A 19934-nucleotide genomic window follows, 5' to 3' on the forward strand; every position below is an offset into this window, starting at 1 on the left:
CATGACCGATTATCGTCAAAAGTATCAAATGACACCGGTTATTGGCTGGCTGTTGAAAGACCGCGGCGGGATGATCCTTTTGGGTATCCTGATTGCGGCCGCCATTCTGGTGCCGGCAAGCAACCTTTTGTTGCCCGAAAGCTCCGCCTTCCATGTGCCGACCTGGATGGTCAGCCTGCTGGGCAAGTATCTTTGCTATGCGCTGCTGGCGCTTAGTGTCGACCTGATCTGGGGGTTCTGCGGGATTTTGTCACTTGGCCACGGGGCGTTCTTTGCGCTCGGTGGGTATGCCATGGGCATGTATCTGATGCGCCAGATCGGCGATCGCGGTGTTTATGGTGATCCGATCCTGCCGGACTTCATGGTCTTCCTGAACTGGCAGGAATTGCCATGGTACTGGTATGGCTTTGACATGTTCTGGTTCGCCATCGTCATGGCGATGTTTGTGCCGGGGCTTCTGGCCTTTGTGTTTGGCTTCCTTGCCTTTCGGTCGCGTGTGACGGGTGTGTATCTTTCGATCATCACGCAGGCCATGACCTATGCGTTGTTGCTGGCCTTCTTCCGCAACGATATGGGCTTTGGTGGCAATAACGGCCTGACCGATTTCAAGGATCTTCTGGGCTATTCGTTGCAATCGGATGGCACACGGGCTGGCTTGTTTGTCGCGTCCTGTGTGTTTCTTGGCATTTGCTATACGGTGGCGCGCGGCATTACCCAGTCACGTCTGGGCAAGGTGCTGATTGCCATTCGCGATGCCGAAAGCCGAGTGCGTTTCACCGGCTACCGGGTTGAATATTACAAGCTGTTTGTCTTTACCGTTTCGGCCGTCATGGCCGGCATCGCTGGCGCACTTTATGTGCCGCAAGTCGGCATCATCAACCCCGGCGAATTTGCCCCGGCCCTTTCGATTGAAATCGTTATCTGGGTCGCAGTTGGCGGGCGTGGCACGCTTTATGGGGCGGTGCTTGGCGCGTTTATCGTCAACTATGCCAAGACCTTCTTTACCGGGGCGATGCCGGATTTCTGGCTGTTCTTCCTGGGCGGGTTGTTCATTGCGGTGACCCTGTTCCTGCCGAAAGGTGTGATCGGGGCGGTGCCAGCATTCGGATCGGCAGATCGGCAATCATTGTTCACGACCTGGCGTAAACGACGCGCAAATGAGGGAGGCAAGGCATGAGCGAAGCAGCCGCCATTCAAAAGAATGCCTCGGACGAGGAGCAGGTCAAATCCGCGCGGTCGGAAACCATCCTTTATGTCGATGGCGTGTCGGTAACCTTTGACGGGTTCCGCGCACTCAACAACCTGTCATTTTATGTCGAGCCGGGCGAACTTCGCGCCATCATCGGCCCGAACGGGGCGGGCAAGACGACGATGATGGATATCATCACCGGCAAAACCTGGCCTGATACCGGTGATGTGCTTTTTAAAAGCGAGATCGATCTGACCAAGCTGGACGAGGCCGAGATTGCCAATCTCGGCATTGGACGCAAGTTCCAGAAGCCGACAGTGTTTGAAAGCCATACGGTTTTCGACAACCTGCTTTTGGCGTGTTCGGGCGGGCGCGGGGTGTTTCAGGCGCTGTTCCATCGTCTTTCTGATGCGGAAAAGATCAAGATCGAAAAGACGCTGGTCACCATCATGCTTGAAGACAAGCGTGATGAGATGGCCGCCAATCTTTCGCACGGGCAGAAGCAGTGGCTGGAAATCGGCATGCTTTTGATGCAGGAACCCGAACTTCTTCTGGTCGATGAACCGGTTGCCGGGATGACCGATTCCGAAACCGAGGAAACGGCGAAACTTTTACGGTCGATTTCCAAGGAATACTCGGTCGTGGTGGTTGAACATGACATGGAATTCGTCCGCGATCTTGATTGCAAGGTGACTGTCCTGCACGAAGGATCGGTTCTGGCCGAAGGCCGCCTTGATCATGTGCAGAAAGACCCGCGGGTCATTGAAGTCTATCTGGGACGCTAGGGAAAAACTGTCATGCTTGATGTCAGCAATATTGATCTGTTCTATGGCGCGTCCCATGCGTTGCGCAAGGTGTCGCTGAGTGCTGAAACCGGCAAGGTAACCGCGGTTTTGGGCCGTAACGGGGTTGGCAAAACGTCGTTGATGCGGGCCGTGGTTGGCCAGCACCCGATAACGGAAGGCAACATCAAATGGGAAGGCAAGGATATCTCGCGCGATCCGTCATATCGTCGCTCGGCCAATGGGATCGCGATTGTCCCGCAAGGGCGCGAGATTTTCCCGCTTTTGACGGTGAAGGAAAATCTTGAGACTGGCTTTGCCGCATTGCCGCGTGCCCTGCGCCATATCCCGGATGAGATTTTCGAACTGTTCCCGGTGCTGCGCGACATGCTGGGCCGTCGCGGTGGGGATCTTTCGGGCGGGCAGCAACAGCAGTTGGCCATTGGGCGCGCACTTGTCACCCGACCACGGTTGCTGGTGCTTGATGAGCCGACCGAGGGCATTCAGCCATCGATCATCAAGGACATTCAGCGTGTCATCAAACAGCTGGCGGATCGCGGTGATATGGCGATCTTGCTGGTGGAGCAGTACTTTGAATTCGCCCATGAACTGGCCGACGAGATTGTCGTGCTGGAACGTGGCGAGGTCGTTTTGTCGGGTGCGAAGGAAACGCTCGATCGTGAAAAAGTCCGTGCCTATCTGACTGTTTGATCGGCATTTGCCAAAATTTTGCGCAAACTTGATGCTGTCAATCGGGCCAAATACCGCCGAACTCCCTGTATCGACAGGGTGTTGGCGGTTGGCCCGCATCTTGCTGTGAGGACCCTTGGTATTAAGGCTCCATAAGTGGGGCGCATTAATCAGGTGACTTTGTGCAGCTTCGCAAACTTGATCCGACAACATCCGCAGATCCGAATGCGGAGATGGAAACGCCAGTAACGCCCGCCCGCATCATCACCGATGGCCGGGCCGAGGTGACGTTTCGTCAGGGCACGGGTGCGGCACATCAGGGCGGGCATGCAGCCCTTGATCATCTTTATTACCGTGACCCGATGAAAATCCTGTTCCCGCGCCCGGTTGCGGGGGATCTGGCGACGGCTGTTCTGGTCACGACATCGGGCGGCATGGTTGGCGGTGATAAGCTTGCCTTTGCCGGCAAGGTCGAGGCGGGCGCATCCGCGCTGTTTACCGCCCAGGCGGCAGAAAAGATTTACCGGTCGGTCGGACCGGATTGCGAAATGTCGGTTGATCTGGATGTCGCCGATGGTGGCTGGCTTGAATGGTTGCCCCATGAAAGCATCCTGTTTGATCAGGCCCGGCTGAAACGCAAAACCACCGTGCGTGCATCTGGCAGCGGCATGGTCATGGCCGGCGAGATGATGGTGTTTGGCCGCCTTGCACGCGGTGAGGTTTTTACGACTGGGCTTGCGCGCGATGCATGGGATGTGTCGATTGATGGTCGGCCGATCTGGCGTGATGCGCTGCATCTCGAAGGTGATGTGTTGCGCATGCTTGATCACGCGGCGGCCTTTGACGGTGCACGCGCCAACGCGACCGCCATTCTGGTCGGGCAGGGCGCGGAACAAAACCTTGAAGCGGCGCGTGACTGTTTGGCGCAGGCATCTGACGGGCTTGAGGCGCGCGATGTGTTGTGTGCCGCGACCGCGATGAAGGGAATTGTGATTGCCCGTTTCATGGCGCGCGATCCGATGAAATTGCGCCGGGTGTATGGCGCGTGGTGGAAGACATTCCGTCATCAAACAAGGGGGCTTCCCGCACGCTTGCCGCGTTTGTGGGAGATTTAATAAATGAAGCCAAGGAGTAGGCAGGCATGAATCTGACGCCACGCGAGAAGGACAAACTGCTGGTCTCGGTCGCCGCCATGGTGGCGCGCAATCGCCTTGCACGGGGGGTGAAGCTTAATTACCCCGAAGCGATCGCGATCATCACCGACTATGTCGTTGAAGGTGCGCGTGATGGTCGTTCTGTTGCCGATCTGATGCGCGACGGGGCGACCGTGATCACGCGCGATCAGGTGATGGATGGCATTGCCGAAATGATCCACGAAATTCAGGTCGAAGCCACCTTCCCGGACGGGACGAAGCTTGTGACCGTTCACGAACCGATCCGTTAAGGAAAGAGGAGCGCGTTATGATTCCAGGTGAAATCATTACCAAGGAAGGCAGCCTCATCCTGAACGAGGGGCGTGAAACCAAAACCATCACCGTTGCCAATACCGGGGACCGTCCGGTGCAGGTGGGGTCGCACTATCATTTCTATGAAACCAATCCGGGCCTTGATTTTGATCGTGAAGCCGCACGTGGCTTTCGCCTTGATATCCCGGCTGGAACCGCTGTTCGTTTCGAGCCGGGCCAGTCGCGCGAAGTCAATCTGGTGAAATATGCCGGTACCGGCACGGTCTATGGCTTTAACGCCAAAATCAACGGCAAGCTTTAAGCGGGGGGATGGAATAAATGGCTTACGAAATTGATCGTCCGTCCTATGCGGCCATGTTTGGTCCGACCGTCGGGGACAAGGTGCGACTGGCCGATACCGACCTGATCATCGAGGTCGAAAAAGACTTCACCACCCTTGGCGAGGAAGTCAAATTTGGCGGCGGCAAGGTGATCCGTGATGGCATGGGCCAGTCACAGGCAACGCGCGCTGATGGTGCGGTTGATACCGTGATCACCAATGCGCTGATCCTTGATTACACTGGTATTATCAAGGCCGACATCGGTATTCGCGATGGCCGCATTGCCGGGATCGGCAAGGCCGGGAACCCGGATGTGCAGCCCGGTGTTGATATCATCATTGGTCCGGGCACCGAGATTATTGCCGGTGAAGGTAACATCATCACCGCTGGCGGGATTGATGCCCATATTCACTGGATCTGCCCGCAACAGGTTGAAGATGCGCTTTATTCCGGCGTGACCAGCATGCTGGGCGGTGGTACCGGCCCGGCGGCGGGTACGAATGCCACCACCTGTACGCCGGGTCCGTGGCACATAGCCCGGATGCTGCAGGCGGCCGACGGCATTCCGATGAATATCGGTTTCTTTGGCAAGGGCAATGCGACCCTGCCCGGATCGCTGATTGAGCAGGTCAAGGCAGGTGCTTGTGGCCTGAAGCTTCATGAAGACTGGGGCACCACCCCGGCTGCGATTGATACCTGCCTGTCAGTTGCCGATGACCTTGATGTGCAGGTCATGATCCATACCGATACATTGAATGAAAGCGGCTTTGTCGAGCACACCCGTGCATCGTTCAAGGGCCGGACCATTCACACCTTCCATACCGAAGGTGCCGGTGGTGGACATGCGCCAGACATCATCAAGCTGTGCGGCGAAGCCAACGTACTGCCAAGCTCGACCAATCCGACCCGTCCGTTTACGGTCAATACGATTGACGAGCATCTGGATATGCTGATGGTCTGCCATCACCTTGATCCGAAAATCCCCGAAGACGTCGCCTTTGCCGAAAGCCGTATCCGCCGTGAAACAATCGCGGCCGAAGATATCCTGCATGATCTTGGCGCATTTTCGATCATCTCGTCAGACAGTCAGGCGATGGGCCGTGTCGGTGAAGTCATCACCCGCACCTGGCAGACAGCAGACAAGATGAAAAAGCAGCGCGGTGCGTTGCCCGAGGATTCAGGCAAGGGCAACGATAACTTCCGTGCCAAGCGCTACGTTGCGAAATACACCATCAACCCGGCGATTGCGCAGGGGATTGGCGCGCATGTCGGATCCATCGAAGTTGGCAAGATTGCCGACCTTGTGGTTTGGAAGCCGATGTTCTTTGGCACCAAGCCCGACATGGTCATCAAAGCGGGCATGATTGCCGCCGCCGCCATGGGCGATCCGAACGCATCGATCCCGACGCCGCAGCCGGTCCATTACCGCCCGATGTTTGGCGCCTATGGCAATGCGCTTGCGAAGTCGAGCTTCTCGTTTGTCTCGCAGGCCGGCATTGATGCGGGTATTGCCGCCGAGTTCGGCTTGTCGAAGGAACTTCTGGCGGTGTCGAACACGCGTAATATCGGCAAGAAGGACATGAAGCTGAATGATGCGTTGCCGGTGATGGAAGTTGATCCGGAAACCTATCAGGTGACGGCGGATGGTGAACTTCTGACCTGTCAGCCGGTTGACGTTGTGCCGATGGCGCAGCGTTACTTCCTGTTCTGATCGGTGGCTGAGAACACCATGCGTCACGCCATTGAACATATCCCGGTTGATCGTGCCGACACGTCCGAAGTGCGCGGCACGGTGACCCTGGCCTTTTCCGATCGGCATCGCCGCCGCATTCGTCTGCATGATGATGCGGGGGAGCCGTTCTTGCTTGATTTGCCGCATGCGGTGCGTCTGGCGGATAGGGATCGCTTGCGCCTTGCTGATGGCGGGGTGATTGTCGTCCGCGCAGCCGAGGAGCCGGTTCTGACCATCACGGCGGCCGGTCCGATTGCGACCGCCAAACTGGCCTGGCATATCGGCAACCGGCACACCCCGGTTCAGGTTCTGAGTGACGGGCGTCTGCGCATCATTGATGACCATGTAATGCGCGACATGATTACGGGCCTTGGCGGTGTGGTGGAAAACGAAATCGCACCGTTTGATCCGCTGAACGGGGCCTATCACGGGCTTGGCGGCGCACATGGTCACAGCCATGGCAACGATCATTTCGACCATGAGGATCATGAACATGATCACAAGCACAGCCATCACCACGGGCATTCCCATGACCACGGATGACCTGACCCTTAACCCGGCCGGCCTGATGCGGTTGATGACGTGGCTAAGTCCGTCATTCCCGGTTGGTGCCTATACCTATTCGCATGGCGTTGAATATGCCGTCGAAGACGGCCGGGTGACATCGGCTGATAGCCTGATCAACTGGGTTGAAGGGGTTCTGGAATTCGGCGCCGGGCGGATTGATGCGGTGCTGTTTTGTGCCGCATGGCGGGCGGCGCGTGCCGGTGATGAAGCGGCCCTGTTTGACATCGGGGTTGAGGCCGATTGTTGGCGTGGCACGTCCGAGATGGCGTTGGAGGCAACCGCGCAGGGACGTGCCTTTGTCTCGACCATGCAAAAGGTCTGGGGTGATGGGATGATCACTCGTTGGGCCGATGCCATGCGCGAAGATGATCGTTTGCCATCCTATCCGGTGGCGGTGGGCATTGCGGCGGCTCAGTTTGATGTGCCGCTGCCTGATGCGCTGACGGCGTATTTGCATGCGATGGCGGCAAACCTTGTGTCCAGTGCGGTGCGTCTGGTGCCGCTCGGCCAGACCGATGGTGTCAGATCACTGTCGTCGCTGGATGGTGCAGTATCGGTTGCCGTTGATCACGCCATGCAGGCTGAACTTTCCGATCTTGGTGCCGCGGCACCGATGGTCGACTGGACGTCGATGAAACACGAAACCCAATATACGAGGCTATTTAGATCATGAGCTCTCCCCTTCGTATCGGAATTGGTGGCCCGGTTGGTTCGGGCAAGACCGCCCTTCTGGAACGCCTGTGCAAGGCGATGCGCGATGAGTTCAACATCGCTGCCATCACAAACGATATCTACACCCGCGAAGATGCCGAATTCATGACCCGTTCGGGCGCGCTGGCGGCTGACCGCATTGCCGGTGTAGAAACCGGTGGCTGCCCGCATACGGCCATTCGCGAAGATGCCTCGATCAATCTGGCGGCTGTCGAAGATATGGCCGCCAAGCATGCCGGTCTTGAGGCGATCTTTATTGAATCGGGCGGCGACAACCTGTCTGCCACCTTCTCGCCGGAGCTGGCCGACATCACAATTTACGTCATCGACGTTTCGGCAGGCGACAAAATCCCGCGTAAGGGTGGCCCGGGCATCACCCGTTCTGATCTGCTCGTGATCAACAAAACCGATCTGGCGCCGCTGGTGGGGGCCGATCTGGGCGTGATGGATCGCGATGCCAAGAAAATGCGCGGGGACCGTCCGTTCCTGTTCACCAATCTCAAGGCGATGGACGGCCTTGAAGATGTCAAAAACTTCATCATCGAGACAGGGGGGCTCCGCCAATCCGCAGCATCCTGATATGGGGATATAAGGATAGCTGCACGGGCAGGGCCGGTTACATTAATGCGGCCTTGACCCAAGGATGACGGGAGCACGCACCGCCCGGCTGGCAACAGCCGGGCGTTTGTGTTTGTTGGGTTTAAATCAAATACGCAACTTTTTAGTTGCATAATAGAAAATCTTCTGGCAGGTTAAAGGCAACCAGGAGGTTGCGCTATGTCAAATACCATAGAGAAGTCGATTGAAATCAAAGCGTCCCGTTCCCGCGTGTGGAAGGCCCTGACCGATTCCAAGGAATTCGGCATCTGGTTCGGGATTGATATCAAGGCGCCGTTTGTCGTGGGCGAGGTATCCAGGGGCATGTTCACCATTGATGGTTTCACCCATGTGCCGTGGAATTCAACGATCAAGGCGATGGAGGAACCGGCTTACTTCGCCTATACATGGCACCCCTATGCGGTTGACCCCGAAGTCGATTACAGTGGCGAACCCGAAACCCTTGTCGAATTCTGGCTTGAAGAAACGTCCGGCACGACATCGGTAAAGGTGCGCGAAACCGGATTTGATAATCTACCACCCCATCGCATTGCTGATGCGTTGCGGGCCAATACAAACGGCTGGGGCTTCCAGCTTGAAAACATCAAGAAATATGCAGAAAGCTGAAAAAAATACAGATAATGGCAAACAGGACTGGGATTTTTCCGCCCTGTTTGCCGCCTTGGGCGATCCGACACGGTTGGCGATATTTGATCGTCTGGCCGATGGCAAGCCGCGCTCGATCTCGGTGTTGTCTGATGATGCCGATATGACCCGGCAGGCCGTGACCAAGCATCTGCGCGTGCTTGAGGCGGCAGGTCTTGTGCAGAACCATCGGGTCGGGCGCGAAAGCCAGTATGCCTTTTGCCCGGAACAACTGGCCGAGGCGCGCGCTTATCTTGATCAGGTGGCGGGCCGTTGGGAATCTGCCCTGATGCGGCTTAAGTCCTTTGTCGAAGATGGCGAGGCCTAAGGTTTTGAAAATTATCGGATATTGCGTTCCTCTTAAATGAGCTACGCAGTATCCGTTGTCATTTTGCTTGGCGTCGATGATATTTGCGGTTATCCCATATCGCGTTGAGCCGGTCGGGCGGACCGGTTAACGGAGGCCATTCTGCGCAAGGGGTTGATTGCAGGACGGCCTTATAACGGGAATGGGAAACCGTTACATGAAGACCAAAGATATTGTCTATGTCGCCCTGTTTGCAGCCCTGACCGCCGTTCTTGGGCTGTTTCCGCCAATCACCCTTCCAGTCACCGGTGTGCCGGTCACAGCACAATCGCTTGGTCCGATGTTGGCCGGGGCCATTTTGGGTGCCCGTCGTGGCGGACTTTCGATTGTTCTGTTCCTTGTTCTGGTTGCTGTTGGCTTGCCGCTTCTGTCCGGCGGGCGCGGTGGCTTTGGCGTGATGATCGGGGTAACCGGCGGGTTCATGTTTGGCTGGGCCATTTCGGCCTTTGTCATCGGGCTTCTGATCGAGAAGTTCTGGAACCGTCTGAATGTTTTCAATGCCGCACTGTCCATCGCCTTTGGCGGGATTGTCGTCCTGTATGCCATTGGCAATGCCTGGGTCGCGGAGGTGGCCGAGATCAGCTATTGGCAGGCAACCGTCGGGGCGGCTCCGTTCCTGATCGGGGATGCCATCAAGGTTGCGATTGCGACCGCGGCGTGCCTTGCGGTCCGGCGCGCCTATCCCTTGATTTCCAAGGCGGGCTAACGTCTTATGGGCGCAAGTGATGTGCTTGCGCCCGTTTTAAGCCATTCCAATTTCCCTGATAAAGCCGGACGTCCTTCCATGATCCGAATTGAAAATGTCTCTGTGCAGTTTGAACAGCGACGTGCGCTTGCTGATATTGACCTGACGCTAACTGAAAAGCGGATCGGGATTGTCGGCGCGAACGGGTCGGGCAAAAGCACCTTTGTCAGGTTGCTGAATGGCCTGCAAACCGCGACGTCTGGCCGGGTTCTGGTCGATGATGTTGATGCGGCGAAGGATGGCCGCAAGCTCAGACGTCATGTCGGGTTTGTATTCCAGAACCCGGACAATCAAATCGTCTATCCGGTGGTCGAGGAAGACATTGCCTTTGGCTTGAAACCGCTCAAGCTTCCCAAGGATGAGGTTGATCGCCGCATTGATGACGTGCTGGCACACTATGACCTTCAGGATTTCAAAACGCATCCCAGTCATTTGCTAAGTGGCGGGCAAAAGCAGCTCCTTGCCATCTCGGGCGTGCTGGTGATGGCGCCGCGTTATATCGTTTTTGATGAACCGACCACGCTTTTGGACCTGCGCAATCGCAACCGGGTGCAGCGCGCCATAGGCGAGCTGAATCAAACGGTGATTACGGTTTCGCATGATCTGGATCTGATTGCCGATTACGACCGGGTGCTGGCGTTTGAGGATGGCAAGGTTGTGCTTGATGGCACCCCGGCAAACGTCCTTCCGAAATATCGGGAGATGATGGCTTGATCGCGGGGCTTTATATTGACGGGCATTCTGCCCTGCATCGGGCAGCGGCCGGGGCCAAGATCCTTGCCATGATTGCCCTTGGCACGGGCGTGTTCCTGATCCCCGATTGGCCGGTGGTGGCGTATGTTCTGGCGACTGTCTTGCTGCTTTATCCTGTATCCGGTTTTGGCCCGCGCATTATGTGGGCGCAGATCAAGCCGATCCTTTGGCTGCTTGTGATCTTTTTTGCCGTTCAGCTTTGGCTGAATGACTGGCAGGCGGGATTGCTGGTCATCATCCGGATTGCGGCAATTGTGATGTTTGCCGCGCTTGTGACCCTGACCACCAAAACATCAGACCTGCTTGCATCGCTGGAACGGGCCATGCAGCCCTTGCGCCCGATTGGCGTAAACCCGGAAAAGGTCAGTCTGGCGATCTCGATGGTGCTGCGCTTTATTCCGGTGATCTCCACCGTGGCATCGGAAATCCGTGATGCCCAACGCGCACGCGGCCTTGATCGGTCCGTCGTTGCGATGGTGGTGCCACTGATCATCCGTACGCTTAAAATGGCCGACGATGTCGCCGATGCGATTGATGCACGGAGCTTTGACTAGGCACCATCGCCAGGTTTTCAGATTTCCCCGAAAAGAAAAGCCCCGACACGCCAGAGGGGGGGGGAAGTACGGCGGCGTGCCGGGGAAGTCGAAGATCGTTGGTGCAATCACCTCAGTCCAAGATGCTTGGCGTGGAAGCAGATATGATCTTCGATAAAGGTCGAGATGAAATAGTAGCTGTGGTCATAGCCATCCTGAATGCGGATGGTGACCGGGTAGTTTGATGTCTTGGCCGCGGCTTCAAGCACTTCGGGTTTAAGCTGTTCGGCCAAAAAGCCATCGGCACCGCCCTGATCGACCAGGGCCGGGGTCTGCACATCGGGCGCGCTTGCGGCCTTCATCAGTTCCGAGCTGTCCCAGTCTTTCCAGGCTGATTTGTCATCACCGAGATAATTGCCAAGCGCCTTCTGGCCCCATGGGCAATTGATCGGGTTGGAAATCGGTGCAAAGGCGGTGACGGACTTGAATGTTCCCGGATTGCGCAGCGCAATCATCAGCGCCCCATGACCGCCCATGGAATGACCGGAAATTACCGCATCATCATTGACCGGGAAGTGATCCTTGATGAGGGTCGGTAGTTCCTTGGTCACGTAATCATACATGCGATAATTGCGCGCCCACGGCTCCTGCGTGGCGTTGACGTAAAAGCCCGCCCCCTTGCCGAAGTCATACGCCTCGTTCTCGTCATCGGGCACATGATCGCCGCGCGGGCTGGTGTCCGGGGCGACGATGGCGATGCCCAGTTCGGCGGCAATGCGGAATGCACCGGCCTTCTGCATGAAGTTTTCATCCGTGCAGGTCAGGCCCGACAGCCAGTACATGACGGGGACCTTGGTGCCATTGCTGGCTTGCGGCGGCAGAAAGATCGCAAAACGCATGTCGCAGCCAAGGGTGATTGACGGGTGGGTATATTGCTTTTGCCAGCCGCCAAAGACCTTGTTGCTTGAAGAATTCTCGATACCCATTTCGGGGCCTCCTTCTGATCGGCCACCGCCGGATGGTTTCCGGCAGTGGCGCAATTATTCAAACGTTTATATTTCGATCAGTAATGGATAACCGAACGGATGCTTTCGCCTTCATGCATCAAGTCGAACGCTTCGTTGATGTCTTCGAGCTTCATGGTGTGGGTAATGAAGTCCGAGAGCTTGAACTCACCGGCAAGGTAACGTTCAACATAATCGGGCAGCTGCGAGCGGCCTTTGACGCCACCAAACGCCGTGCCGCGCCAGACGCGACCGGTGACCAGCTGGAACGGACGGGTGGAGATTTCCTGACCGGCACCGGCAACACCGATGATGACCGACTCACCCCAACCCTTGTGGCAGCACTCAAGGGCTGAACGCATGACATTGACATTGCCGATGCACTCGAACGACCAGTCAACACCACCATCGGTCAACTCGACAATGACTTCCTGAATTGGCTTGTCATAGCTTTTCGGGTTGATGCAATCGGTCGCACCCAGCTTCTTGGCGAGATCGAATTTCTTTTCGTTCAGATCGATGGCAACGATGCGACCGGCACCGGCCATCTGTGCGCCGATGATGGCCGAAAGACCGATACCGCCAAGGCCAAAGACGGCCACGGAGTCACCCTTCTGCACCTTGGCCGCGTTCACCGTGGCCCCCATGCCGGTGGTGACCCCGCAACCAAGCAGGCAAACTTCTTCAAGCGGGGCGGATTTGTTGATTTTCGCCAGCGAGATTTCAGGAAGCACTGTGTATTCCGAGAAGGTCGAGCAGCCCATATAATGATAGATCGGCTTGCCATTCTGCGAGAAGCGCGTGGTGCCGTCCGGCATCAGGCCCTTGCCCTGGGTTTCGCGGATTTTCTGGCACAGGTTGGTTTTGCCCGATTTGCAGAATTTGCACTCGCCGCATTCCGGGGTGTAGAGCGGGATGACGTGATCGCCAACCGAGACGCTAGTCACACCCTCGCCGATGGATTCAACAATGCCGCCGCCCTCATGGCCAAGGATCGCCGGGAAAATGCCCTCGGGATCGTCGCCCGACAGGGTAAAGGCATCGGTGTGGCAAACGCCGGTCGCAACGATCTTGACGCGCACTTCGCCTGCTTTCGGCGGGGCGACCTGAACTTCTTCAATCGACAGCGGTTTGCCTGCTTCCCAGGCGATGGCGGCTTTGCAGGTGATGGTTTCGGCGCTCATGACGCTACTCCGATGGTTTGAATTGGATGCCAACAGTCTATTTATTTCCCTTGATGTGATAATCCGCTATTTTGGTAATTCACTTTTACGTATGTGCAATAATCGAGGCGGGGTCGCGGCATGAATGCCTGGGACGGGATCAGCGAGTTTATCGCCGTGGCCGAGCGGCAGAATTTTACCCATGCCGCCAAGCAGCTTGGCATTTCGGTCGCCCAGGTCAGCCGACAGGTCACAGCGCTTGAAGAAAAGCTCGGCACGCAATTGTTTTACCGCACCACGCGCAAGGTCAGCGTGACCGAGGCCGGGCAGATTTACTATCAGCATTGTCGGCAATTGCTCGACGGGCTGGATGAGGCAGAGCGCGCGATTGGCAACCTGACAGAGGTGCCGCGCGGGAAGCTGAAACTCACCGCGCCGACGACTTACGGCGAAACCGTGATTGCCCCACTGGTCAATGATTTCGTCACCCGCTACCCCGATCTGGAAGTGCAATGCCGCTTCACCAACCAGAAGCTTGATCTTGTGCTGGAAGGCTACGACATGGCGATCCGTCTGGGCCGGTTGGAAGGCACAACCGGTAGCCTGATGACCCAGCAGCTTTCAACGCGGCGCCTTTACGCCTGTGCCGCACCCAGCTACATCGCCAAACGCGGGGAGCCCTATTCGCTTTCGGAATTGCACCACCATAATTGTCTGGTCGGCACACTTGATTACTGGCGCTTTGAAGAGGATGGTCGCGAACGCACCGTGCGCATTCATGGCTCCATCCACGCCAATAGCGGGCAGGCGCTTCTGGATGCAGCGCGCAAGGGTATTGGCATCGTGCAATTGCCCGACTACTACGTCGATCCCTGGATTGCCAGCGGCGACCTGGTCCCGGTTCTGACCAAATACCAGCCATCCGATGAGGGCATTTGGGCGATTTACCCGACCAACCGGCACCTCAGCCCGAAAATCAGGATGCTGGTGGAGCATCTGGGGCGGTATTTGGGATCCGCATCCTGATGATCTGTCACAAACGGGGCTCGCCAGCGTCAAACCGGGCAAAGCATTTCGGTTTGAAGGAGAAAACGGATGTCACAATGCACAGGGTCGAACGGCGATCTTTGGGAAGTCTATGAAGCAAAGGATGGTTGGCGTTGGCGGCGTACGGCCAAGAATGGGGAGATTGTTGGTGCGTCGACGCAAGGCTATTCGAAGAAGTCTGATTGCATCGCCAATGCCAAACGTCCGGCCTGTGATTGTGACCTGAGCTAGGTCAAGATCATCCGGCGCAAACATAAAGCCCCGCAGGCACAGGCCGCGGGGCTTTGTCGTTTCGGAATGTGTTTGCGTTACTGCGCGGTCCAGCCGCCATCGACTGACAGATGCGTGCCTGTCATTTGTGATGCGGCGTCCGAGCACAGGAACAGGGCGGTCTGGCCGATCTGTTCGGGGCTGACGAACTGTTTGGACGGGTGTTTGTCCGAGACAAGTCGGGTTGCGGATTCTTCAACCGAGATGTTGTTTTCCTTCGCACGTGCCTCGATCTGGCGTTCGACCAGTTCGGTCCGCACCCAACCCGGGCAGATGGCATTGGCGGTGATGCCGGTTTCGGCGGTTTCAAGCGCGGTGACTTTGGTCAATCCGATCACGCCATGCTTGGCCGCGACATAGGCGGCCTTCTGGATCGAGGCGACAAGGCCGTGGGCGGATGCGGTGTTGATGATGCGGCCCCAGTTTTTCTTGCGCATATAGGGCACGGCAAGGCGGGTGGTGTGGAAGACCGATGACAGGTTGATCGCAATCACCGCATCCCACTTTTCCGGCGGGAAATCTTCGACATTGGCGGTGTATTGGATGCCGGCATTGTTGATCAGGATGTCGACGCCACCAAATTTGGCTTCGGCGTCTTTCATCATTGCTTCGATCTGATCGGGTTTGGACAGGTCAGCACCGTTATAATGCGCGGTGACGCCGTGTTCGGTTTCAAGAGCTTTGCGGGTCGCCTCGATTTCGTCAGAGTCGCCAAAGCCATTAAGCATCACATCAGCACCAGCCCCCGCAAGGGCCTTGGCCATGGCAAGGCCGATCCCGCTGGTCGAGCCGGTTACGAGTGCGCGTTTACCTGTCAGCATTTTGTCTTCTCCCTGTGAAATGGGCTTTCTGCCCTTTGATTTAGGAAGATCATGCCGCAGTGCAATGTAAGTGGCAAGAAATGCTGTTGTCGGGCGGATGGCTTTTTAGGTGCCAATCCCGTATTTGCGCAGCTTGTTGGCGATAGAGGTGTGCGAAACGCCAAGCCGATCAGCCAGTTTGCGCGAGCTTGGGTAGTCCGGATAGAGGCGCGCCAGCATTTCACGTTCGAGCAAATCCATGCCGCTGTTGAAATCGTTTTGTGCAAGGGCGGTGGTGATCAGATCGGCCTGTTCGCCCTCGCCCGCAGGGGAAGCCTCGCCGCTGTCCGGCGCGCCGTGCGCCTGTTGGGTGTCTCGTTCGGGTGTCGTGGCCGTGCCGGTGGCGGCATCTGCCAGATCACGTGCGCCAAGGACATCGCCATCAAGGAGCGCAACGGCGCGAAACAGGGTGTTTTCAAGTTCACGCACATTGCCCGGCCAGTCGTGGCGGCAAAGCCAGTCAAGCCCATCGCGGGCGAGGCGCGGTGGTGTCCGCTCGGTCTGCTGGGCGGTACGGTCGATGAAAACGGCGGCAAGATCGGCAATGTCTTCGACCCGGTCGCGCAAGGGCGGCAGGGTGATGCCCAGAACGTTAAGGCGGAAATAAAGATCCTCGCGAAACGTGCCGTCATGGGACATCGCCTCGAGGTCGCGGTTGGTTGCGCTGATCACCCGGACATCGACGGTGATTTCATCGGTTCCACCGACGCGCCGGAACCGGCCATCCTGCAGCACGCGCAAAAGCTTGGCCTGCAAATAGGGGGTCAGTTCGCCGATTTCATCAAGAAACAAGGTGCCGCCATCGGCCAGCTCCAGAAGCCCCGGTTTTCCACCCCGTCTGGCACTGGTAAAGGCCCCGGCGGCATACCCAAACAGTTCGCTTTCGGCCAATCCTTCGGGCATGGCCGCACAGTTAAGGGCCAGAAACGGTTGATCAGCGCGCGCACTTGCGCGGTGGCAGGCACGCGCAAACAGTTCCTTGCCTGTGCCGGTTTCGCCAAGGATCAGGATCGGGGCCTCGATGGCGGCCAGCCGTTCTGCCTGTGATTTTACGCGCAGCATGGCCCGACTGGTGCCAATAATGTCGTCAAAGCCGGTGTGGCTGCGATCCTGAAGGGCGGTGATCACGCGGCCCAGTCGTGCCGGACGGTGAAAGACCATCACCCCGCCCCAGGGCGCATCATCACTGGCGTCCGACCCATCATCAACATGGCCGATCGGTTCGACCTGCAAAAGATAAGTCTGCCCGCCGAGCGTCACTTCACGTTCCGGCAGTCGAAAACCACCTTGGCGTAAATCTTCAATAGATGGTTCTAGTAGTATACTGGATATATCCTGATCCCGCAGAGGTTTTTCAGGGGTACCTGAAATTGCCTGTGCCGCCGGGTTGGCCTGCGCGATCAGGCCATTGGCATCAACGGCAATTACAGGATCGCCAAGGGCGGCAAGCGTTGCATGCAGCTGCGCGCGACGGCGTTCGGTCGGCAGGCGGTCGATTTCAGTAATGTCGAAAATACCGGGAATTTGTTTGAGCGCATGCGACAGCAGCAGAAAGCGTTCAGGGCGCACAGCCGGGATATCGGCATAGATATGGTGGGTGGTGACTTCAAACGCGCGGATGTCCAAACCCTGATCGGCCAGGACGTTGATAACGTCGCGCGTAATGCCGAGCCTGTTTTCACCGCGAATTTCGAACCGCATATCCGTATCGAATAATTTACACTGTAGCGATAAGTTTACGTCGCTAAAGTTCTGAAATCCAGCTTATTTGCGGTTGTTCGGCTGGAATTGCGGTGATGTGTAAATAAATATTTACAGACACTTTGGATGGAGTTTGCGCAAGTCCTTGAAAATAGGCGATTTCCAAGTCTGGCATGGTGCTTGCGGTAATGCGGGCAGAATAAACGCATTTCAAGGAGCCTTCTGATGTCTGCCCATGACAAACACAACAGTGCCAAAACCGGCTTTGCCACCCGTGCGATCCATCACGGTTATGATCCGCAAAGCCACAATGGGGCGTTGAACCAGCCGGTCTATATGTCTTCGACCTTTGCGTTCGAAACAGCCGAGCAGGGTGGGCGGTTCTTTGCCGGGGACGAGCAGGGCTTTATCTATTCCCGTATCGCCAACCCGACCCTTGATCTGCTTGAAAAGCGTCTGGCGGTGCTTGAAGGCGGGGAGGCCGCCGTTGCGACTGCATCGGGCATGGGCGCGATTACCTCGGTCTTCTGGACCTTCATTGCGCCGGGCGATGAGATCATTGTTGATCGCACGCTTTATGGCTGCACATTTGCCTATTTCCGCCACGGTCTGGAAAAGTTCGGCATCAAGCACACCCATGTGGATCTGACCGATCCGGCAGAACTTGAAAAGGCGATCTCGGACAAGACCAAGATTGTTTATTTCGAAACACCAGCCAACCCGAACATGCGTTTGGTCGATATCGAAGCCATTTCCGACATTGCCCATAAGCATGGCGCCAAGGTCGTTGTCGATAACACCTATTGCACGCCCTATCTGCAGCGCCCGATTGAACTCGGTGCTGATATCGTTGTTCATTCCGCGACCAAATATCTTGGCGGCCATGGCGATCTGATGGCCGGTGCAGTGATCGGGTCGCTTGAAGACATGACGCAGGTCCGTCTGGTCGGGCTTAAGGACATGACCGGTGCGGTTCTGTCAGCACAGGATGCCAACCTTGTCATGCGCGGTCTTAAAACGCTTGAGCTTCGTATGGAGCGTCATTGCGACAATGCCGAGAAAATTGCCGAGTTTCTGGCTGCGCACCCGAAAGTCGAGAAAGTCTTTTACCCGGGTCTTGAAAGCGATCCGCAGCATAAACTGGCCAAAAAGCAGATGGACCGGTTTGGCGGTATGATCGCGTTTGAGCTTAAGGGCGGGATCGAAGAAGGCCGTAAACTGATGAACGGCCTTAACATGATTACCCGTGCGGTCAGCCTTGGCGATGCGGAAACCCTGATCCAGCATCCGGCATCGATGACCCATTCGACCTACACCGCCGAAGAACGCGCCGAATATCAGATCACCGATGGTCTGATCCGTCTGTCAGCCGGGCTTGAGAGCATTGATGACATTCTGGCTGATCTGTCCAACGCACTGGATGGCGATCAGATGGCGATTGCCGCCGAGTAACGGCAAATCAACCGTGGATCGGGATGGCCGAGTGCCATTCCGGTCTGTTGTTTTTGTCCGGCGTTAGTCAAACAGACTGTATTGAGCCATTGCTTCGCGCGATCGGTCTGACAGGTGTTTATTCTCGATCCGCATGACTTTCAGATCGTGTAAATCAATTTGCGAGAATGACGGTGCGGTATCGCGATGGGTTTTCAAAAGATCCAGCATCATGCCGTTTGAAAAGGCGCGCTTAAGACCGGTTTCGATGATGTCGCGCAGATCAGGATTTTTGGGGCTGACAAAGAAATAGATTGGCTGCGGGTAATAAAGTGCTGTTTTTTGGGCAATTTCGATACCGGGTGCTTCCCACTTCATCCAGTTCCATTCGCCGGCAATCTGCCAGTAGGCACGCGGATAAAGATCAAACCGCCTTGCGTCGAGCATACGATGAAGCGTTCTGTAACGTCCGCTAACGACGTCAAAGCCGCTATCGGTCAAAATCTCGTTGTCTGGCCATCCAAGTCCCTGACCCATGGAAAGTTTCCTGAGGTCGTCAATCGTCTCAATCTGACTGAACGGTTCTTTGAGGTCTTTATGCAGCATGAACAGCCGCAAACCGGTGGTGCCAAGATAGATCGGGATATAGACCGCAAGCAGCCTTTCTTCGCGCTCTGCATTGGTGCCAAAGAAAACCGTGTCGAACTGGTCTGCGGCTTCGAGCATGGGAATACGCCGGTCTTCGGTCGGGTAATCCATGCATATCGGCACAAGGGTGGCGTTGTGCCCGCTCAGTCTCAGGGCCAATCGCAACAGATCGATGTGATATTCCCGGTGTGCTTCCCAGGTGATCTCGCCGCGGCAAAATTCCGATGGTGTATCCATCGGGATGCGCACGACGCGCGGGTCATTGGCGGATGCCGACTGCGCATGGGCGGGGATGCCACCAAACAGGCACGCAGTGACGATCATCAGGCAAAGAAATTGTCGGGCAACATCTTTGATGGCTGTGAACCGGTTGGCCACAGAGGATAATACGCCTCGAATTGCTCCGATCCAGACTGTCATCGGAATAGAATAACTTCGGTCAGGGAAAGAGATCTTAAAGAGAGAAAGTTTGGCAATTTCAACGTCACCGGAAGCGAACTTTAGGAGAGGCGGTATCTATATATCAGTATAAGATATTTCTGTGCAAAGAGTTTGAGCCGGGGTTGCACGCGGGCCGTAATCTTCCACCCGGCGCTGATCGAATTTGGCGGTCTTCCGGGTTTGGTCGACTCGTCCGGGAATAGGTGCGTGCAGTTATTTTCCGGACTTTTTGCTGGAACGGAAATTCGAGAGTTTCCCTGTGATCGTCGCAG

23 protein-coding genes are annotated in these 19934 nt (G+C 56.5%); 18 read left to right on the plus strand and 5 right to left on the minus strand.

Annotated features, from left to right (window positions below):
- Position 1: 1 nt before the first annotated feature.
- The 15 genes from urtC (at position 2) to DY252_RS03285 (ending at position 11118) form a co-directional block, all read left to right on the plus strand.
- Positions 2 to 1177, plus strand: coding sequence for an urea ABC transporter permease subunit UrtC (urtC, locus tag DY252_RS03215; protein WP_064787639.1), 1176 nt, complete (start codon positions 2 to 4; stop codon positions 1175 to 1177).
- Complete coding sequence (urtD, locus tag DY252_RS03220) at positions 1174 to 1974, plus strand: urea ABC transporter ATP-binding protein UrtD (protein ID WP_064787637.1); 801 nt, start codon at positions 1174 to 1176, stop codon at positions 1972 to 1974. Before urtC ends, urtD begins: the two co-directional genes overlap by 4 nt.
- Positions 1975 to 1986: 12 nt before the next feature.
- Positions 1987 to 2682 carry an urea ABC transporter ATP-binding subunit UrtE gene (urtE, locus tag DY252_RS03225; protein WP_008888422.1) on the plus strand — a complete coding sequence of 232 codons (696 nt, stop codon included), beginning with the start codon at positions 1987 to 1989 and terminating at the stop codon, positions 2680 to 2682.
- Positions 2683 to 2843: 161 nt separating this feature from the next.
- Positions 2844 to 3776: an urease accessory protein UreD gene (locus DY252_RS03230; protein WP_064787635.1), complete on the plus strand. Its 933-nt coding sequence runs from the start codon at positions 2844 to 2846 to the stop codon at positions 3774 to 3776.
- Positions 3777 to 3802: 26 nt separating this feature from the next.
- The gene (locus tag DY252_RS03235) at positions 3803 to 4105 is read left to right on the plus strand and encodes an urease subunit gamma (protein ID WP_064787633.1); all 303 of its coding nucleotides are present in this window, start codon (positions 3803 to 3805) and stop codon (positions 4103 to 4105) included.
- 17 nt (positions 4106 to 4122) lie between these two features.
- The gene (locus tag DY252_RS03240) at positions 4123 to 4428 is read left to right on the plus strand and encodes an urease subunit beta (RefSeq protein ID WP_008888419.1); all 306 of its coding nucleotides are present in this window, start codon (positions 4123 to 4125) and stop codon (positions 4426 to 4428) included.
- Between the two features lie 17 nt (positions 4429 to 4445).
- Entirely contained in the window at positions 4446 to 6158 is a 1713-nt protein-coding gene (gene ureC, locus DY252_RS03245) for an urease subunit alpha (RefSeq protein WP_008888418.1), read from the plus strand.
- A gap of 18 nt (positions 6159 to 6176) precedes the next feature.
- The gene (locus DY252_RS22645; RefSeq protein ID WP_064787631.1) at positions 6177 to 6722 is read left to right on the plus strand and encodes an urease accessory protein UreE; all 546 of its coding nucleotides are present in this window, start codon (positions 6177 to 6179) and stop codon (positions 6720 to 6722) included.
- Complete coding sequence (locus tag DY252_RS03255; protein ID WP_425451904.1) at positions 6673 to 7419, plus strand: urease accessory protein UreF; 747 nt, start codon at positions 6673 to 6675, stop codon at positions 7417 to 7419. Before DY252_RS22645 ends, DY252_RS03255 begins: the two co-directional genes overlap by 50 nt.
- Positions 7416 to 8036 (plus strand): urease accessory protein UreG, encoded by a 621-nt coding sequence (gene ureG / locus DY252_RS03260; RefSeq protein ID WP_008888415.1) that lies wholly within the window; start codon positions 7416 to 7418, stop codon positions 8034 to 8036. Before DY252_RS03255 ends, ureG begins: the two co-directional genes overlap by 4 nt.
- A 198-nt stretch (positions 8037 to 8234) precedes the next feature.
- Positions 8235 to 8681 carry an SRPBCC family protein gene (locus DY252_RS03265; protein WP_064787627.1) on the plus strand — a complete coding sequence of 149 codons (447 nt, stop codon included), beginning with the start codon at positions 8235 to 8237 and terminating at the stop codon, positions 8679 to 8681.
- Positions 8668 to 9027: an ArsR/SmtB family transcription factor gene (locus DY252_RS03270; protein WP_064787625.1), complete on the plus strand. Its 360-nt coding sequence runs from the start codon at positions 8668 to 8670 to the stop codon at positions 9025 to 9027. Before DY252_RS03265 ends, DY252_RS03270 begins: the two co-directional genes overlap by 14 nt.
- Before the next feature lie 196 nt (positions 9028 to 9223).
- Positions 9224 to 9772, plus strand: a complete 549-nt coding sequence (locus DY252_RS03275; RefSeq protein WP_064787624.1) for a biotin transporter BioY — start codon at positions 9224 to 9226, stop codon at positions 9770 to 9772.
- Between the two features lie 78 nt (positions 9773 to 9850).
- Positions 9851 to 10525: an energy-coupling factor ABC transporter ATP-binding protein gene (locus DY252_RS03280; RefSeq protein WP_064787622.1), complete on the plus strand. Its 675-nt coding sequence runs from the start codon at positions 9851 to 9853 to the stop codon at positions 10523 to 10525.
- Positions 10522 to 11118, plus strand: a complete 597-nt coding sequence (locus DY252_RS03285; protein ID WP_064787620.1) for an energy-coupling factor transporter transmembrane component T family protein — start codon at positions 10522 to 10524, stop codon at positions 11116 to 11118. The genes DY252_RS03280 and DY252_RS03285 overlap by 4 nt, the downstream gene beginning before the upstream one ends.
- A 107-nt stretch (positions 11119 to 11225) precedes the next feature.
- On the opposite strand, the gene fghA is transcribed toward DY252_RS03285, so the two are convergent.
- Positions 11226 to 12083, minus strand: a complete 858-nt coding sequence (fghA, locus tag DY252_RS03290) for an S-formylglutathione hydrolase (RefSeq protein ID WP_064787618.1) — start codon at positions 12081 to 12083, stop codon at positions 11226 to 11228.
- Between the two features lie 77 nt (positions 12084 to 12160).
- Positions 12161 to 13285: an S-(hydroxymethyl)glutathione dehydrogenase/class III alcohol dehydrogenase gene (locus DY252_RS03295; RefSeq protein ID WP_064787616.1), complete on the minus strand. Its 1125-nt coding sequence runs from the start codon at positions 13283 to 13285 to the stop codon at positions 12161 to 12163.
- A 120-nt stretch (positions 13286 to 13405) separates the two neighbouring features.
- Here DY252_RS03295 and DY252_RS03300 point away from each other — a divergent pair, with 120 nt between their 5' ends.
- A complete protein-coding gene (locus tag DY252_RS03300) occupies positions 13406 to 14290 on the plus strand; it encodes a LysR substrate-binding domain-containing protein (RefSeq protein WP_064779923.1) in 885 nt (294 codons plus the stop codon).
- Between the two features lie 69 nt (positions 14291 to 14359).
- On the plus strand, positions 14360 to 14542 hold the full coding sequence (locus DY252_RS03305) for a YegP family protein (RefSeq protein ID WP_008888404.1): 183 nt from the start codon (positions 14360 to 14362) through the stop codon (positions 14540 to 14542).
- A gap of 77 nt (positions 14543 to 14619) precedes the next feature.
- On the opposite strand, the gene DY252_RS03310 is transcribed toward DY252_RS03305, so the two are convergent.
- A complete protein-coding gene (locus tag DY252_RS03310) occupies positions 14620 to 15402 on the minus strand; it encodes a 3-hydroxybutyrate dehydrogenase (protein WP_064787615.1) in 783 nt (260 codons plus the stop codon).
- 105 nt (positions 15403 to 15507) lie between these two features.
- The gene (locus tag DY252_RS03315; RefSeq protein WP_064787613.1) at positions 15508 to 17142 is read right to left on the minus strand and encodes a sigma 54-interacting transcriptional regulator; all 1635 of its coding nucleotides are present in this window, start codon (positions 17140 to 17142) and stop codon (positions 15508 to 15510) included.
- Positions 17143 to 17367: 225 nt separating this feature from the next.
- Between DY252_RS03315 and DY252_RS03320 the strand changes: the two genes are divergently transcribed.
- The gene (locus DY252_RS03320; protein ID WP_064787611.1) at positions 17368 to 18594 is read left to right on the plus strand and encodes a methionine gamma-lyase; all 1227 of its coding nucleotides are present in this window, start codon (positions 17368 to 17370) and stop codon (positions 18592 to 18594) included.
- A gap of 63 nt (positions 18595 to 18657) precedes the next feature.
- Here the strand turns inward: DY252_RS03320 and DY252_RS03325 are convergent, their stop codons facing one another.
- A complete protein-coding gene (locus tag DY252_RS03325) occupies positions 18658 to 19545 on the minus strand; it encodes a substrate-binding periplasmic protein (protein WP_129542671.1) in 888 nt (295 codons plus the stop codon).
- Positions 19546 to 19934: the final 389 nt, after the last annotated feature.

Origin of the sequence: Thalassospira indica, from assembly GCF_003403095.1 — a bacterium.
Classification (GTDB): domain Bacteria; phylum Pseudomonadota; class Alphaproteobacteria; order Rhodospirillales; family Thalassospiraceae; genus Thalassospira; species Thalassospira indica.